17 protein-coding genes and 1 tRNA gene are annotated in these 15,107 nt (G+C 35.1%); 8 read left to right on the top strand and 10 right to left on the bottom strand.

Annotated elements, in window-relative coordinates; all coding sequences use genetic code 11:
- Position 1: 1 nt before the first annotated feature.
- The 3 genes from tsaD to PZ898_RS20665 are packed head-to-tail and all read left to right on the top strand — an operon-like array spanning position 2 to position 2,102.
- The gene (gene tsaD, locus PZ898_RS20675; RefSeq protein ID WP_062675434.1) at positions 2-1,018 is read left to right on the top strand and encodes a tRNA (adenosine(37)-N6)-threonylcarbamoyltransferase complex transferase subunit TsaD; all 1,017 of its coding nucleotides are present in this window, start codon (positions 2-4) and stop codon (positions 1,016-1,018) included.
- Positions 1,015-1,410: a hypothetical protein gene (locus PZ898_RS20670; protein ID WP_062675435.1), complete on the top strand. Its 396-nt coding sequence runs from the start codon at positions 1,015-1,017 to the stop codon at positions 1,408-1,410. Before tsaD ends, PZ898_RS20670 begins: the two co-directional genes overlap by 4 nt.
- On the top strand, positions 1,407-2,102 hold the full coding sequence (locus PZ898_RS20665) for an RsmE family RNA methyltransferase (protein WP_062675436.1): 696 nt from the start codon (positions 1,407-1,409) through the stop codon (positions 2,100-2,102). Before PZ898_RS20670 ends, PZ898_RS20665 begins: the two co-directional genes overlap by 4 nt.
- Before the next feature lie 48 nt (positions 2,103-2,150).
- Here PZ898_RS20665 and PZ898_RS20660 read toward each other — a convergent pair whose 3' ends face one another.
- Complete coding sequence (locus PZ898_RS20660; RefSeq protein ID WP_228411962.1) at positions 2,151-2,825, bottom strand: RNA methyltransferase; 675 nt, start codon at positions 2,823-2,825, stop codon at positions 2,151-2,153.
- 166 nt (positions 2,826-2,991) lie between these two features.
- On the opposite strand from PZ898_RS20660, the gene PZ898_RS20655 reads away from it, so the two are divergent.
- The 3 genes from PZ898_RS20655 (at position 2,992) to PZ898_RS20645 (ending at position 5,423) form a co-directional block, all read left to right on the top strand.
- Positions 2,992-4,008 carry an asparaginase gene (locus PZ898_RS20655; RefSeq protein ID WP_062675438.1) on the top strand — a complete coding sequence of 339 codons (1,017 nt, stop codon included), beginning with the start codon at positions 2,992-2,994 and terminating at the stop codon, positions 4,006-4,008.
- A 55-nt stretch (positions 4,009-4,063) separates the two neighbouring features.
- Positions 4,064-4,150 (top strand) — tRNA-Ser (locus PZ898_RS20650).
- 118 nt (positions 4,151-4,268) lie between these two features.
- Positions 4,269-5,423: a site-specific integrase gene (locus PZ898_RS20645; RefSeq protein ID WP_277694138.1), complete on the top strand. Its 1,155-nt coding sequence runs from the start codon at positions 4,269-4,271 to the stop codon at positions 5,421-5,423.
- 13 nt (positions 5,424-5,436) lie between these two features.
- On the opposite strand, the gene PZ898_RS20640 is transcribed toward PZ898_RS20645, so the two are convergent.
- From PZ898_RS20640 to PZ898_RS20630, 3 genes are all read right to left on the bottom strand, one after another.
- On the bottom strand, positions 5,437-5,742 hold the full coding sequence (locus PZ898_RS20640) for a hypothetical protein (protein WP_277694137.1): 306 nt from the start codon (positions 5,740-5,742) through the stop codon (positions 5,437-5,439).
- A 62-nt stretch (positions 5,743-5,804) separates the two neighbouring features.
- Positions 5,805-6,461 carry an SOS response-associated peptidase family protein gene (locus tag PZ898_RS20635; RefSeq protein WP_277694136.1) on the bottom strand — a complete coding sequence of 219 codons (657 nt, stop codon included), beginning with the start codon at positions 6,459-6,461 and terminating at the stop codon, positions 5,805-5,807.
- Positions 6,462-6,491: 30 nt separating this feature from the next.
- The gene (locus PZ898_RS20630) at positions 6,492-6,803 is read right to left on the bottom strand and encodes a hypothetical protein (RefSeq protein ID WP_277694135.1); all 312 of its coding nucleotides are present in this window, start codon (positions 6,801-6,803) and stop codon (positions 6,492-6,494) included.
- 1,245 nt (positions 6,804-8,048) lie between these two features.
- On the opposite strand from PZ898_RS20630, the gene PZ898_RS20625 reads away from it, so the two are divergent.
- Positions 8,049-8,294, top strand: coding sequence for a hypothetical protein (locus PZ898_RS20625; RefSeq protein ID WP_277694134.1), 246 nt, complete (start codon positions 8,049-8,051; stop codon positions 8,292-8,294).
- Between the two features lie 113 nt (positions 8,295-8,407).
- Positions 8,408-9,199, top strand: coding sequence for a cell division protein (locus PZ898_RS20620; protein WP_277694133.1), 792 nt, complete (start codon positions 8,408-8,410; stop codon positions 9,197-9,199).
- A gap of 32 nt (positions 9,200-9,231) precedes the next feature.
- Here PZ898_RS20620 and PZ898_RS20615 read toward each other — a convergent pair whose 3' ends face one another.
- The 6 genes from PZ898_RS20615 to PZ898_RS20590 all read right to left on the bottom strand — a co-directional run bounded on the left by PZ898_RS20615 (position 9,232) and on the right by PZ898_RS20590 (position 15,105).
- A complete protein-coding gene (locus PZ898_RS20615) occupies positions 9,232-10,152 on the bottom strand; it encodes a hypothetical protein (protein ID WP_277694132.1) in 921 nt (306 codons plus the stop codon).
- Positions 10,152-10,706, bottom strand: a complete 555-nt coding sequence (locus PZ898_RS20610) for a hypothetical protein (protein WP_277694131.1) — start codon at positions 10,704-10,706, stop codon at positions 10,152-10,154. The genes PZ898_RS20615 and PZ898_RS20610 overlap by 1 nt, the downstream gene beginning before the upstream one ends.
- A 107-nt stretch (positions 10,707-10,813) precedes the next feature.
- Complete coding sequence (locus PZ898_RS20605; RefSeq protein WP_277694130.1) at positions 10,814-11,254, bottom strand: lysozyme; 441 nt, start codon at positions 11,252-11,254, stop codon at positions 10,814-10,816.
- Positions 11,251-11,820, bottom strand: coding sequence for a hypothetical protein (locus PZ898_RS20600; protein ID WP_277694129.1), 570 nt, complete (start codon positions 11,818-11,820; stop codon positions 11,251-11,253). The genes PZ898_RS20605 and PZ898_RS20600 overlap by 4 nt, the downstream gene beginning before the upstream one ends.
- Positions 11,783-12,328 carry a phage holin family protein gene (locus tag PZ898_RS20595; RefSeq protein ID WP_277694128.1) on the bottom strand — a complete coding sequence of 182 codons (546 nt, stop codon included), beginning with the start codon at positions 12,326-12,328 and terminating at the stop codon, positions 11,783-11,785. Before PZ898_RS20595 ends, PZ898_RS20600 begins: the two co-directional genes overlap by 38 nt.
- Before the next feature lie 14 nt (positions 12,329-12,342).
- A complete protein-coding gene (locus PZ898_RS20590) occupies positions 12,343-15,105 on the bottom strand; it encodes a hypothetical protein (protein WP_277694127.1) in 2,763 nt (920 codons plus the stop codon).
- Positions 15,106-15,107: the final 2 nt, after the last annotated feature.

The following is a 15,107-nucleotide window of genomic DNA, read 5'->3' as shown; positions in this document are numbered from 1 at the left end:
TATGAGCGACTCTATAATTTTAGGTATTGAATCGTCCTGTGACGACACCTCAGCAGCTATCATCAAGGGAAATTCTATTCTTTCAAACATTGCCGCGAACCAGGCCATCCACAAAGAATATGGCGGCGTTGTCCCTGAATTGGCTTCACGAGCCCATCAGCAAAATATTATCCCCGTTGTTGAAAAATCTTTTTCTAAAGCAAATATACAACAAAATGCTATCTCTGCTATAGGATTTACTCGCGGACCGGGACTTTTAGGATCTCTTCTTGTAGGAACATCATTTGCTAAGTCTTTGGCTATGAGCCTGAATGTACCTTTAATTGAAGTAAATCACCTTCAAGCCCACATTTTGGCCCATTTCATCGAAGATGCAAATCCTGTGCCGCCTACTTTTCCGTTTTTATGCCTTACCGTAAGCGGCGGACATACTATGATTGTATTGGTAAAAGACTATTTTGACATGGAAATCATCGGGAAAACCATAGATGATGCAGCGGGAGAAGCTTTTGATAAAATCGGAAAGATTTTTGACCTTGATTACCCTGCAGGACCCATCATCGACAGATTGGCCAAAGAAGGAAATCCTGATGCTTTTACATTCAACAAACCGAAGCTTGAAAACTACGATTATTCTTTCAGCGGTATTAAAACTTCCGTGCTGTATTTCATTCAGAAAGAAGTCAGAAAAAATCCGGATTTCATTAAGGAAAATCTTAATGACCTTTGTGCTTCCGTACAAAAATCAATTATTGAAATTCTGATGAATAAGCTTGAAAAAGCAGCCAAAGATCTCAATGTAAATCAGGTGGCTATTGCAGGAGGTGTATCTGCTAATTCTGCACTTAGAAAAGCAATGGAAGACAATAAAGAAAGACTGGGATGGAGTATTTATATTCCAAAATTTGAATATACAACAGACAATGCAGCCATGATCGCTATGGTGGCAAAACTGAAGTTTGAGCGAGGAGAATTTACAGATTTAAGAACTTCCGCAACCGCAAAATACGATTTATGAAAATACTCTTAGAAGAAAAAGTACTGGGAACACATTCTAAAAAGAACTCAAAATACTACTGGGTATTGGAAACTATCACAGGAAGACATGAGGGCTCAGAAACTTTTTCAGAGTTTAACGGAGAAAGTTCTGAGACAGGTTATATTCAGGATATCAAAGAAGAAGTTTTAAAATTAATTAATTCTGAACATCTTTTTAGTTTTCCCTATACTCCAAAAGAAGGAGATTATTTATCCATCAAAAATAATTTGAGAAAACAGGAATATTTAAATCTGATTTTCATTAATAATGTATGGATAGAAGAAATATACATGTGTTCTTACCGGGAATGTGATACAGACATATATACAACCATCAAAACAGGAGTAGCATTTATAAATCAGGATATATGAAACTATTCTACGGAGACATCAACGGAAATAAAGTTTTAATCAACGACGAAGAACAGCAGCATATCGTAAAAGTTCTTCGCATGAGAGATGGAGAAGATATTCATGTGACGGATGGAAAAGGAAAACTTGCTTCCGGAAAACTTATAATAGAAGGCAAGAAAGCCGGAATTGAAGTTTCTGAGATCAAAGAAAATCTGCCGGAATTCAATCCAAAACTTCATATTGCGATTGCCCCTACCAAGAATATTGACAGAATCGAATTCTTTGTGGAAAAAGCAGTGGAAATGGGTATCTCAGAAATAAGCATTATTATCACTGAAAAAACAGAGCGTAAAAACATCAACATCGATAAAATCAGGAAACAAGCGATCGCAGCATCCAAGCAAAGCCTGAGATTTCATTTTCCGTTGATCAATGAAGCTCTAAAGCTAGGTGATTTTCTGAAAAATATTGATCCGGAACATACTTTTGTAGCACACTGCCATGAAAATCTGGAAAGAATTGATCTTAAAAACATTCCTCAACTGCAGCAGCTTACATTTTTAATAGGCCCTGAAGGCGATTTTTCCGAAAAGGAGATTGCATTTCTGGCAGAAAATAAGATAAAAGCAGTATCTCTCGGAAATCAGAGACTCAGAACAGAAACAGCTGGCGTTTTTGTTGCAGCCTGGAATTATTACAATATGATATAAATACAAAACGAGAAGACACTAAACCTTCTCGTTTTTATTTTTGGCTCCTTATTTCCAGTCAATATTATTCTCTTTCAGGTATTTTTCAAAAATCTGCTGCCCGCTTCTTATTGAATTCACTGCCCAAAGGATTTGCATCCTTAAAAGTTTTTCTTCATTCAGCTTATAATCAATCCCAGACTTTATCAGCTTTTGTTTCAGTTCGTACATACAAATGGAAGCCGCTACAGAAACATTGAAGCTTCTTGTAAAGCCATACATCGGGATGGCCAGTGTTTCATCGGCAAAATCTAAAATCTCCTGGGAAACGCCTTCCATTTCAGTTCCAAAAACCAAAGCAATGGGTTCTGTTATTTCATACTCAGGTAACATTTTAGCGTTCTTTTCCAGCGAAACAACCACTATTTTATATCCCCGGTCTTTAATATTCTGGAAAGATTCCATATTTCGGGGAAGTTTTTCTACCTCAACCCAGGTATCAGCTCCTTTTGTTACACGAAGATTGGGTTCAAAACTGTATTCTTCCTGCAAAGCCACTACTTTATGGAAACCACAGGCTTCCACAGAACGCACAATGGCTGCTGCATTTCTAAACTGATAGATATCTTCCACCACCGGAAGGACAAAGTCTGAACTTTCCTGAGAAAAATGTTCAATTTTCTCTAGTCTTTCTTCAGTTAAAAACTGTTTTAAATATTCAAAGGTTTGCGCTAAATCTTTCATCCGCATTTAGTTATTTTTTTCAATAGCCCTATAAAACATCAGTCATTTTCATTTTATTTTTATAAAATTTCATGATAAGCGTTTCATTCATTTTCAAATCTTTGCAAATTAACGTAATTTTGACCTATGAACCCTAATCGGGGGCCAATTCTTAATAAATTAGTACATGAAGCGAAAAGTCCTGCTCATCTATACCGGTGGAACCATCGGAATGGAAAAAGATTATGAAACCGGAAGTCTCCGTGCCTTTGATTTTGGAAATATATTCGAAAAGATGCCTGAAATGAGGCTTATGGAATGCGAAGTCTTTGTACATCCTTTCGCTAAACCATTGGATTCCTCGGATATGGGACCTGAAGAATGGAGAGTGATCGCTAATTATATTCAAAAAAATTATGATGAATACGACGGTTTCCTGATCCTTCACGGAACAGACACGATGTCTTATACCGCTTCAGCACTAAGTTTCATGCTAAAAGGATTAAGAAAGCCTGTCATCATGACAGGATCTCAGCTTCCGATTGGTGATCTGAGGACGGATGCCAAGGAAAATCTTCTGACCAGCCTTTATTACGCCAGCCTTTATGAAAATGATGAAGCAGTCATTCAGGAGGTTGCCATTTACTTTGAGTATAAATTATTAAGAGGAAACAGAACGCTGAAATATTCTGCTGAGTATTTTGATGCCTATTCAAGCCCGAATTACCCTATTTTGGGACAGTCTGGAGTTCATTTGAATATTATTAAAGATAACCTGTTCCGTTGTGATCCTGAGGTAGAGTTTCACGTGGATGAACATATTTCCGAAGATATTTTATTCTGGAGAATTTTTCCGGGCATGCATCTGAGCCACTTCAGGGAAATCCCTAAAATGAAGGTTCTTATTCTTCAGGTTTTTGGTTCGGGAACTATTTTCAGCAGTGCAAAAACTCAGGAAACGCTTCAGGAAATCAGAGATAACGGAACCGAAATTGTGGTGGTAAGCCAGTGTATTTCAGGAGGTATCTCATTCGGAAAGTATGAAAACAGTAATATTTTCTCCAGAATCGGAGCAATCAGCGGAAGAGATATGACAGCGGAAACAGCGATTACCAAAGCCATGCACTTAATTGATAATCCAAGTTACTCCGGAAGCTTTGCCGATAACTTCACCAGAAGTCTTTGTGGAGAAATTACAGATTAATTTGTAAGAATAATTTGGATATTCCAGAAAATACACTATTTTTGCAATCTCAAAAAGAGAGGTGTCCGAGTGGTTGAAGGAGCTACCCTGGAAAGGTAGTATACGGGTAACTGTATCGAGGGTTCGAATCCCTTCCTCTCTGCAATTTTCATAAAGCGTTATATATCAATGTTTTACAATGCATATATAGCGCTTTTGGTAAAAATAAGTAAATTTTTCTCATACTCCCTCAAGTGTTCACAAATCAAAATATTTGTGAAATGAAAAATTTAGAAGTCCGAATCTCTTCATCAACGGATATGAAATACCGTTGGTATGTCTATGTTTACAATACAGAGACTCAAAAAATCATCAAGAAAATATCAAAAGGTCTTAATTCATCAAATGATTACAGTGAGCGCATGTTTGCCGCTGAAATCCTCAAATCAACTCTTGAATTAAAATTAAAATCTGGAATTGATCTAAACCCATCTTTAAAAAAGAAAACGGAATCTGTAAAAGTTTGTGATGCCTTAGATAGTGGATGGGAAAAGAAAAAATCTGATCTTAAAAAAGGTTCTCATGGAAACTATGAATGTGCAGTTAAGTTCTTTAAGGCCTCTATAATAAAACTTAAATTCAATAATATTAATATTCATGAGTTTGAGAGATTCCACGTAAAATCAGTAATGGATGATATTCAGAAAGATAGAAACTGGTCTGGAAAAGAGTACAATAAAAATATGGGTTATATTAAATCTATTTTCTCAGAATTAGTTGAATGGGAGTATATAAAATCTAATATTGTCAAAGATATTAAGCCCAAGAAAGAAATTAAAACAGAAGGCTACATCTTGGCTACTGACAAGCAGCATAAAAAAATATCTAAGCATTTACGGGAAACAGACTACAATTTTTACATATTCTATAGTATCGAATATTATTTAGGGATAAGACCTAAAGAAATACTTTTGCTTAAATGTGGTGATGTAAATATTGAACATAAAATAATAAGAATTGCTTCAGAAGATGCAAAAGATAATTCTTATAGATATGTTCCTATTTTTGAGCCGGTATTATCACTCTTGAAAAAACTGAATCTTAGCAATAAAGACTATTACCTAATAGGAAGACCTAAACCATATGGGTGCAGGTTCTTTAAGCATGAATATTTTTGCCCAAATCCGTATAGCATCAAGAGAGATACTGCTACCAGAAAATGGAAAGAATATGTTATTGACGGCTTGGGAATTAATGTAAAATGCTATTCATTCAAACATAAGGGCGCAAACGATAAATTAAAAGCAGGAATGGACCTAAAAACAATATCTGAAATATTCGGACATTCAAAAGAAAAAACTACTGAATTATACGCCAACCACATTAACTCAATTCGATTTGAGGAAGCAAGCAAAATAAAACTTGAAGAATATTAAAATTAAGGCGTGTCTAAAACGATACGCCTTTTTCTTTTAGTTCCAAAATTCTTGTTTCCACAATATCCTCTGTCAGTTCTTGGTGGAAAACGTGATGCCATACATAATGTAAATAGTTGAAAATATCTTCATCAACTAGGGCTGACAGGAAAACATAAAGATCCCGTCGGTCCTCGTCCTCAAAATATTCCTCGTCAAACTCAAATACTGTATCTGCTGAAATCTCCCAGCGTTCACGGAAGTATCCATCAAACTCAATATTTTTATCTGCTGCAGCTCCACGGATTAAATTCATAGCATCATCATAGAAACCTACCATATTATCCGGATCATCTTCTATATAATTTGCTAGAAGCTGAAGTATGTGTTTATGATCTTCAATTAGTCAAAAAGTGATGTTTGGATTGGTGGATCTTCTTTAGGCATCTTTTGTGGTTCCAAGTTGACGGCAACGAGCGCAGGATCATAAGCCGGGAATTCGAAGCTTTCAATAGGTTCATCATTAAGAAATCTATTTGCCGTTCCAACGTCCATACAGATAGGCATTCGTTGTTTTGAATTGTGAACGACTGACATTAGCTCATTTGCAACGGTAGTAACAAGCCCAAATCCTATTTCTCCGTTGTCCCATACGTCATAAAATGCAGCAATATAAAAATGATCCTTATCTTTCCAGTTCATACGGTGTTTTACGGTAATAGGCGTTTTTCTTCCTGGATTCTGAAGGTGCATCCAATCGTAAAATCCAGTAACCGGAACTACTGCCCTATTGTGCTCGAACTTCCTGTAAAATGTATGAGTTTTTTCCGCGGTCAAGTTTATACCTTTTCCGGGTTTTGCTTTGTCAGCTTCTTTATAAAGCCGCCAGGTTCCGTGTGTGATCTTCCGGCCGTGGTGATCTAAAACGATTGGCATCGCGGGAACATCGAACGCGTTTACTTCCGGCTTAAGAATGTAATTACCCTCAACTATTTCCGCTGAAAGGTTTGCTGAAACTTCTTCAATCGAAAGTCCCTCGTTATCAACTCTATTGCACATGATTAATATTTTAAACCTAAAATACAAATATTATGCATTTTTTTTGTAAAGTATAGAAGTTATTTCTGCGGGAGATCCTGAAATTCTACTGCTATAATCTTCCGGATTTAATCTATGAGGTATAATCACATACTTTAACCATAGCTTAGCAAGTTTGACTCCGTTAAATTCAACTTCCTCAGGCTCTACTTCTATTTTTGTTAAAATATGCGGTTCAAATCGATAGAATACAGCTTTTTCACGGCTTTCCGTATAGAAAACATCAATCTCTTGTTTCTTCTTTATTGTCCGCACCCGTATATATGTTGTGGTAACTTTTGTTACAATTCCGGTGATTTCCATGCTTCAAAATTGATACATTTTATAACAATTACAAAATAACTAATGTTACAATTAATAACAATATTATTTTTTTTAGTATTAATCGTGGATTGAAATATGCCTTTTCACGAGAGTGAGAAAAGAAAAATCCCCGGATCTCTCCGAGGATAAAAAAGTGTTTTTGTTAAAAATTCTAAACACATTTAAATATACAAATTTTGTGTAGCAATGTTTATGATTCAGGTCATATCCAAGACTCTCATTATCTTATTAAATTTGATTGATCGATAGCTCGAATTATCGACTACTTAATCATGCTGCCTCTCAATTATGGGAGGCATTTTTATATAAAAAATCCCCCAAGAAAGGAGGATAAAACTAATAACCATGAAAACTCAAAAAATATGAGCTGTATCTTCATATACGACTAAATTTAAAGTATGGATTCTAATAAGAAATAAAAAACCTCCCAGGGCATAGGAGGCTGAATACATATCATCCGATATTTAAATAATCGAACACTTAAATGTATAAATTATTTCATTATTTAGTGATTAGCTAGTAAATTTAACACAATCTCTTTATTCATAGTACTTACAGACAAAAACACCTCTCAAAAAGAGAGGCATATATAGACTGATTAGTTTATAAATAAACCACAAACGAAGCTAAAATAAAAAAAACTTCATAAAAAATGAAGTTTTAAGTGTGTGATTAAGTATAGATAGATGATGTGGTGTTGCGTAGGTTATATTTTACAAAACCCGCATTAACACCAACAATACATATGCCATTATCATCACTGTTTAATGAAAAGTTTATTTTTGTGGTATCTTCTTATAAAAATATTTGGAAATTGCAACAAGTATATTAATAATCCAATTTGTTAAAAATTATCTTATGATATAAAAAACCTCCCAGACAACCATGAGTTAAAACTAAAATATTTTCTTTCAGTTACGACAATTTAAAATAGAATCTTATGATTGAGACAATATAAACTAAAACTATTTATGCTGACATTTACAATTCATAATAGTTGTACTATCTCTACGTACCTTTGCCCTCCCCTAAAAAGGAGGGTTTTACTATATAAAAATCCCTAGCCATAGCCAGGGACATTAAAAAAAACTTGACTTGTACTTGTCTCTTAAAAAAACTCCGTAAATATACGGTTAGACTGTAGTAATAACTCTACGGGAAACCGTAATGATTGGTTTTGAATTGTTTGTATATTGGCCGTTTAACAATCAAAAACAATAAATCATGCCTAAAAACGAACAGGGAGAAGTTATGTGTATTAACCACCCTGAAATTAAGATTTCTAACTACAATTTAGTTGCCCTAGAAAATGTTGAAATTGTAAACGGTGGTTTTGAATCTATGACAAAACATTTACCATCTAAATTATACACTTGTCCTGAATGCGGATATATGGAATTATATGGAGTGGAAAGTATAGAATTAGAAAACACGAGAGAAATTAACGTAACAACTCATATTGTTGATTAAAAAAATCCCCCACTGTTTTATATGGGGAATTTTATTTGAAGTTGTTAGCCCAACGTAATAGCACACTGCGAAATTACAAATATTTGCAGATCCTAAAATTAAAATTAATTACTATGGCAAAAGATCGCCCAGCAATTCCGAAACCTATAGAACGAGAGGTTCGACAAAGATGTGGTTTTGGATGTGTAATTTGTGGTTGTCCAGTGTATGACTATGAACACATGTTAGAATGGAGCGTTGTTCAAAGACATGTAGCATCTGAATTTACACTTCTCTGCCCAACACATCACAGAGCGAAAACATCTAGAAGATTGTCTCCAGAAATGGTGAAAAAGGCTAATGAAAAACCATTTAATTTAAATAGAGATTTTTCGACACCGGATCCGTTGTATTTTGAAGGAGAAAAAGCAATTGTAAATATTGGCGATTGTACTTTTTCAACTCTATATAGCGGTAATATAACAAGTTTAATCGCATTACAAATTTTAGAGCAGCCAATTATTAAAGTAACAATAATTGATGGACATTATCTTATCGATGCTGAATTGTATAATAAAAATAATGAATTATTACTATCTATAAAAGACAGCATATTAGAGTACTCCTTGGGTACATGGGATATAAATTTCGTTGCTAATACCCTAACTATACGCGAAGGATCAAGAAATATATTTGTTGAAATATCTTTTGAATCTCCGGATACGGTAACAATTAAGCGAGGAAATGTGTATTTCAAATCTGTCAATGTGAAAATCTCTCCCAGCGGTTTGAAAATTGGAACTAGTGAAATTTCACAGGTTCATATTGAAAACGTATTGATTGGTATTTGGATTTCAAATCCTAGGGATACTCCCCCACCTAGCACAGTAGGAGTTTGTCTTTCACTTAGCAAACATGTAGATTAAAAAATTGATCCCCACCTAACAGTGGGGAATTTTTATTTTTCCTTTATTTCTAATAATTCATATTCTATTCTTTCATTGCCTGCTGCATACTTTATTTTATATTCTTTTAAGTGGATTGCACATTCTCTATTAAGAAATAATCTATCATATTCTATCAAAGTATCCTCATCAAGTTCAGTACTAATTGTTCCAGAAATGGAATTTCCTTCTTCATCTAGAATTTCAAACCTATTAGAGTTCAAAAGAAGTCCTCTGAATATTGCATTCAAAACTATATCATTTTCATCTTCTACTGCATCGGAGACTCTTCGTGCAGCTGCGTCAACTTGTTCTCTTGTTAGTTCTACGTGTAATTCACCACTATCCATTTTCAGGATGGATTTTTCATTTGCTATTTCTTGAAATAATTTTTTCAAATTATTTAGGTTTCTTTTTGGAGTATTTTCTAATACAATTTTGAATGATTCATCACTTTCGGCAGTCTGTTTAATTAAATTAATAACATCTTTCATTGCCTCAGAAGTATCAACTAGATCATAAAGATCATTTTCATCGTAATCAATTCTAGTCAATTCTATTCCAAATGACCCCTTTGGTAATCCTGTTATATACAGATCGTTTTTGCCTTTTCGTCTTGCCCGCCCCCTTTTTCCTACTTTGCCGTATTTGTTTAACGCTAATTGCGATTGAACCAAACCTTGCACTGGCGGTGTAATCTTACTAACAAATGTAGATTTAATACCGTCTGAGCCATTAACAGCATCTCCGCTAAATAAAAATTGCATTACGGGATCGTGTAAAATTTCAGGAATATCTAGCAATTCTTGCTTCAATGTCTCTATTTTTTCTTTCAAACCAATAGACATAAATGGATGTTCCTGAACCATCTCAAGCAATCTTTCTGTATCTATTATTTGCGCCTTGATATGTTGAATTTTACTATATATGCTCATCACGTTAGAGTATTTAAATAATTTAACGCTTCTTCGTCTTCGTTAACGGAATTTAATGGAATTTTTACCATACCTTTCCATACTCCATTTCGTTTATGTGTAAATAACTGTATCCAATATCTTGCCGATTCAACTGTAAAAAACGGATTATAATCTACTTGAACAGCATAATGGTCCATTTTATAAACACTCTTTGATAATTTAGGATTAAAAAATTCGGGAAACTCGGAATTAACGTTTTCAAGCAAATCCATACTCGCGCCGCCAAAGAACGTGACAACATCAATGTCATTTGGACTCCGGTTTTCTGATTTTTCAATATCTTCTAAAAAACTACCGTCAAGCCATTGGTATCCATAATTTAACCCCATTTCTCTAATTTTAGATCTAAATTGAATAAAGTTTTTTAGTAGAATGATACGAGATGGTGAAGTTGAAAATTGTAAACAGAATTCAATACTAGTACATTCATAAGGAGAAACATGACTGGGGTCAGCTGGGTTTCCCAAATGTGGAGGAAGGACATTATTGTGATCAAAATCAGGAATTGGCATCTTAATATTTAAGGTTATTGTTTTAAAACAAATATACACTTATTTACAAAATGCAACATTACGGAAAACCATAACGCTATTTAAAAACGGTCTTGTAGTACTTCAGCTTACTTTGAAAAGAACAAGTCAGCCTCCGCTTTTCTTCTTCGTATCAGCCCGTTTAGCGTTTTTCCTCCGGCAGTAATGTATTTCGTAGTGAACCAATTTCTTATTTCTGAATCTGCAGCTCTTTTGTTGACCAAAGCAAATAACCCGTCAGATCCTCCGGTATTGTAAGTGTGTGAAACAAGAGCATCAAATTGATTCTGAGTCAATGGAACTTTTACTTTTGAATTCACAATCTTTTCATAAGTAGGAAGAACTGCAGCGAATAATTCAACTCCTTTCTCTTTTGTGATCGCTGTATCTTTCATTGTCACTTTCTTTCCTCCTGGATAGTACGTATTACCATAACCAATTGTCGGAATTCCTGCAGAATCCAGATAAGGCTTTGAGCTGAATCCCTCAAATGATGTAATTAGATTTATTCCTTTTTGTGATGTTTTCATTTTCTAAAGTATTTGTAAGTAAAAAATATTACGATTAAGACTATTCCCAGAATAGCAAATACCATCCACAGTCCGGCTTGAAAGCCTTTGGTTTTTATGTCATTGGTTTTCTTTTCAACTTCTGCAGCAACTGCCTTGATCGTTTCCTTTGACACTGCTGTCTTTGCTAGGTCCTGGATAATGTTTGTCTTTTCAACGTTGGATATTTCTTGTTTGTCCTCAGAAGTTTTCCGGTAGTGGTTGTTTATATAATAATCAGCAGTTCCGCGAATGACAATACTTTGCAACGTATCTCCAGAAACCACATTGTGGAAGATCAAAGGATTTAAAGTGTCGGATTTCCCTTTAATGATAATGTCTCCGGAAAAATCTTCCAGCTTCTTTTTGACCGTCTGATCAGTCACTTTCTTAGTTGACTCCTTAACCTCCTTTTCTTTTACAGAATCCAGTTTTATTCGCTCAATTTCCGTCTTGCCTTCCTTGGAATAAAAAGACGTTTTATGCTTGGTCCTACATCCGAGTAATAAACTACTCAGAAGGATTATTATCAGTATTCTTACTTTCATCTTCCTTTTGTTTAAATACATTAACATCAAGTGTATTATTGAATTTCTCAAACTTTTTTAAAAAGCCCAACGGAGGAAATTTTCCCTTCGTTATTATTCCAACATTTACGAGTGCGTTCCCTGCGGGATAAATAAAAATCATCAACTTTGTTGCTACCTTAAAGTAAACACTGTCTAAATCTGCATCGGAAATGATTTGAATAAAAGCTTCCGTTAGAAAGTAGACTAAAATGATAAGCCCTAATTTTTGCCCGAACCCCCAAAGCATTTTTTTTGGTGAAAACGTTTCATTTAGTAAATGCTTCCAAATACCCACGATTAAATCAGCAACCAAGGCAAATCCCAACATCCATATAAAAACAAAGCTCTCAACATACCATCCTGTGAATCTTTCAGAAATGGACAATCCAACAGCCGGAACTGCTGCTAATTGAAAAGATGCCCAGACTTTCCCTCCAATTCCTCCAGAGTGAATAGCCATTAAATTATTTGATATAAATTCCTTCATTATTCTATATTTTATTATCCTATAAAAAGTCCATTCTGAAAAAAACATACAGTCCCTCCAATTGTCTTTTGTCCAGAAAAACCTTCGTATAATTGCCCTCCTAATGCAGGTACATATACTTTAAAGCCCTTAAATCCCGCACCACCTATATTATTTAAGAAAACATAACCGTCGTTCACTGTTAGTGCGTTATTATTACCTTGTGGGCCTGTTGCGCTTAATTCTAAAGCCGTATTGCCAACATTGTTTCCTGAGGCAGATATTGACGCTCCTGTATTTATTACATTACCACCATCTTTTGAGGAATTAATAATGAAATTGCCTATGTACTGGCTATTAGGGTGTACATCATTTGAAATCATTAAACCATCAACCAGATCACCATTACTATTCACTGTTCCAAACAGAATTTTACCCGTGGTACTGGTTAATGTTGATGGTGTTATATGCCATCCATTTATACCGCCTATTGTTCCGGTTTCGGCTTCAATAACCCCTTTTATGTTGGCATTCTGTGCAATCAATTTTCCATTCTGTAGTACTTTGAAGACGGCGTCATCCTTATGAGTATAGTCCGCACCTGCACCGAATCTTATACTATCACCACCAGCATCTGTTACAGATGAAATAAAAGCATTTCTTTCTGTACTGTTTCCGACTTCAATCACTTGAGACATCAGTAAGCCATTATCAATAGAGGTAAAACCGTCCGAACCGTCAGTAAACTTGATTTTACCTTTTATTTCCTGCGTGTCCAGATTGATAGTCATTTGACCATCCAGTGATGAAATAATACCGGTTCTAATCAACCCACCATTTATGGTTGTTGTTCCTACGGTAATGGATAAAACCCTAACGCCATCGACAACGGAGTGAAGAATTCCGATCAGAAAGTAATAATCATTCGCGTCTGCATCAAATTTGATCTGTTCCTGAGTGAAGACAATTGATCCGATTTGATCTGTTTTTGAGCATTTACCATAAACGTATCTGAACTGATCATCTGGAATGGTTTCTACATTCTCCGGAATATTCCATTCTTTGTCAAAAGTTTGAGAGTAAATAATTCCCGGATTTACTTTGACTTTATTCTTATCATTTTCAAACATTACATAGAACACAACACTGCAGCTTATTTGCTGTGACCTAGCTCCTACCGAAATCATATTTGTTTCGATAGAATTCGGCCGGATGTTCTCAGGATTAAAATAATCATCGGTATCAAAAACAAGATTCTTAAGCTCCTCAGTGGTTTTTAAACCTAATTTTGAATAGTTTATCTGTCCTAAATTAGTGATCGACATAACATTTTTAATCTGCTTTACGTCGAGTACGATCTGTGAGGCGTAGTTGATCTCATAAGATTCAGCAATGACAATTTTAGTACGATAGGGATTATAATCTCCATTTTGTATAAAATCTATTGTCGTTTGATTTACTCTCAAAATCTTATCAATTCCCAGAACCTGATCATAAACCTGAATGTAATCACCAATATCAAACTTCCCTACTCCAATTTTTTCCATATAAGCCGGATCGACATTTAGATCATAAGAAACTTTCGCATTCTTGTTTAGCTCAAATTGTTCCAGTCCTTTTTTAAGTAGTTCGTTTTCGGCATTGTCTATATAGGTTTTAGGCATTACAATATCTATCAACACATATTCATCACCTACAGCAAATTGAAAGGCAGTTGAATTTTCATCTGGAAAGCTTTGTCCTTGATCATTTTTGAAAGGAATTATTTCAAAAGTCTTTGTGGTGTGATTGTACCCCCCTTTCTTGGTTTCGAATTCGTAACCGGCCAGATTCCCGGTCTTGACACTGATCTTTGCCGAAGTCCCCGGAACTAAATACTTTGTCGTTACTCCATCGGATTCTCTCTCGTTCAAATCAAAATCCATTGTGGAGTCTGAAAACTTGAATTTAGTGTCTCCTAATGAAGTGATCTTTCCTGTTCTCTTTGGATATATTTCATCAAAAGTGATTGAGCCTTCTTTTAGGCCGAAAGCTGATATTGATCCTGCATCTTCCAAATAATCAGCACCTGGTAATTTTAATCTCTTACTGAAATTTCGGTACTCATTTGGAATATTATTTGTCCCCCCGAAAACATAAAGCCTGTTTACAATGTCGTTATCATCAACGTTATTTCGTGACAAAGAATAAAGCCCCTTTCCTTTTCCGTATTCAAACTTCAGAGGCACTTTCTTGCCATAATCTCCGGTATGAATAACGTATTTACCACTTTCGTATTTAATCCAGAAATCAGTCTTGAACTCGTTGCAGATCTTCTGCATTGCGGAAAGACAAGTATCATCCCCAAAAGTTATTGTTTTGGTTTCTCCATTGGTAAAATTCCCGAGCTCCCAATTGGCAGAAAAACGCTTCATATTGTTTTTAACAGCAAGCAAGAAAACCTCAATAGTTCCGATCAAAGGAAATTCCAGATCCGGGCCGAAACCGGTCGCATCGGCATTAAAATACTTACATCTCTGCATATCGAACATTAAGCCCTGCGCGGTAATATTGTATTCGTACGAGGTATTGCTATTTTTCACCAATGACGGCAATGTATTGATACGATAAACAGAATCGAACAATACGAAATAATCATTAATCAGAATATCCAGCTTTTCCCGGGAATTCAATTTGATTGATACCGAATCATCCGAAAGCATAACCCGATTAAGTGTTGCTGATTCTACAGAACGTTTCCCTCGCTCAATCAAATTGAACAAGGGCGATCCGTTTCTGTATATTGTTATATTATTCATTA

Origin of the sequence: Chryseobacterium sp. WX, from assembly GCF_029542485.1 — a bacterium.
GTDB lineage: Bacteria > Bacteroidota > Bacteroidia > Flavobacteriales > Weeksellaceae > Chryseobacterium > Chryseobacterium cucumeris.
Note: the sequence above shows the minus strand (reverse complement) of the source record. Positions and strands in the feature narration are given on the sequence as shown.

What these genes read in the sequence shown, in the direction of transcription:
- tsaD (WP_062675434.1), top strand. Translation starts at nt 2, where the DNA reads ATGAGCGACTCTATAATTTTAGGTATTGAATCGTCCTGTGACGACACC.
- PZ898_RS20670 (WP_062675435.1), top strand. Translation starts at nt 1,015, where the DNA reads ATGAAAATACTCTTAGAAGAAAAAGTACTGGGAACACATTCTAAAAAG.
- PZ898_RS20665 (WP_062675436.1), top strand. Translation starts at nt 1,407, where the DNA reads ATGAAACTATTCTACGGAGACATCAACGGAAATAAAGTTTTAATCAAC.
- PZ898_RS20660 (WP_228411962.1), bottom strand. Translation starts at nt 2,825, where the DNA reads ATGAAAGATTTAGCGCAAACCTTTGAATATTTAAAACAGTTTTTAACT.
- PZ898_RS20655 (WP_062675438.1), top strand. Translation starts at nt 2,992, where the DNA reads ATGAAGCGAAAAGTCCTGCTCATCTATACCGGTGGAACCATCGGAATG.
- PZ898_RS20645 (WP_277694138.1), top strand. Translation starts at nt 4,269, where the DNA reads ATGAAAAATTTAGAAGTCCGAATCTCTTCATCAACGGATATGAAATAC.
- PZ898_RS20640 (WP_277694137.1), bottom strand. Translation starts at nt 5,742, where the DNA reads ATGGTAGGTTTCTATGATGATGCTATGAATTTAATCCGTGGAGCTGCA.
- PZ898_RS20635 (WP_277694136.1), bottom strand. Translation starts at nt 6,461, where the DNA reads ATGTGCAATAGAGTTGATAACGAGGGACTTTCGATTGAAGAAGTTTCA.
- PZ898_RS20630 (WP_277694135.1), bottom strand. Translation starts at nt 6,803, where the DNA reads ATGGAAATCACCGGAATTGTAACAAAAGTTACCACAACATATATACGG.
- PZ898_RS20625 (WP_277694134.1), top strand. Translation starts at nt 8,049, where the DNA reads ATGCCTAAAAACGAACAGGGAGAAGTTATGTGTATTAACCACCCTGAA.
- PZ898_RS20620 (WP_277694133.1), top strand. Translation starts at nt 8,408, where the DNA reads ATGGCAAAAGATCGCCCAGCAATTCCGAAACCTATAGAACGAGAGGTT.
- PZ898_RS20615 (WP_277694132.1), bottom strand. Translation starts at nt 10,152, where the DNA reads ATGAGCATATATAGTAAAATTCAACATATCAAGGCGCAAATAATAGAT.
- PZ898_RS20610 (WP_277694131.1), bottom strand. Translation starts at nt 10,706, where the DNA reads ATGCCAATTCCTGATTTTGATCACAATAATGTCCTTCCTCCACATTTG.
- PZ898_RS20605 (WP_277694130.1), bottom strand. Translation starts at nt 11,254, where the DNA reads ATGAAAACATCACAAAAAGGAATAAATCTAATTACATCATTTGAGGGA.
- PZ898_RS20600 (WP_277694129.1), bottom strand. Translation starts at nt 11,820, where the DNA reads ATGAAAGTAAGAATACTGATAATAATCCTTCTGAGTAGTTTATTACTC.
- PZ898_RS20595 (WP_277694128.1), bottom strand. Translation starts at nt 12,328, where the DNA reads ATGAAGGAATTTATATCAAATAATTTAATGGCTATTCACTCTGGAGGA.
- PZ898_RS20590 (WP_277694127.1), bottom strand. Translation starts at nt 15,105, where the DNA reads ATGAATAATATAACAATATACAGAAACGGATCGCCCTTGTTCAATTTG.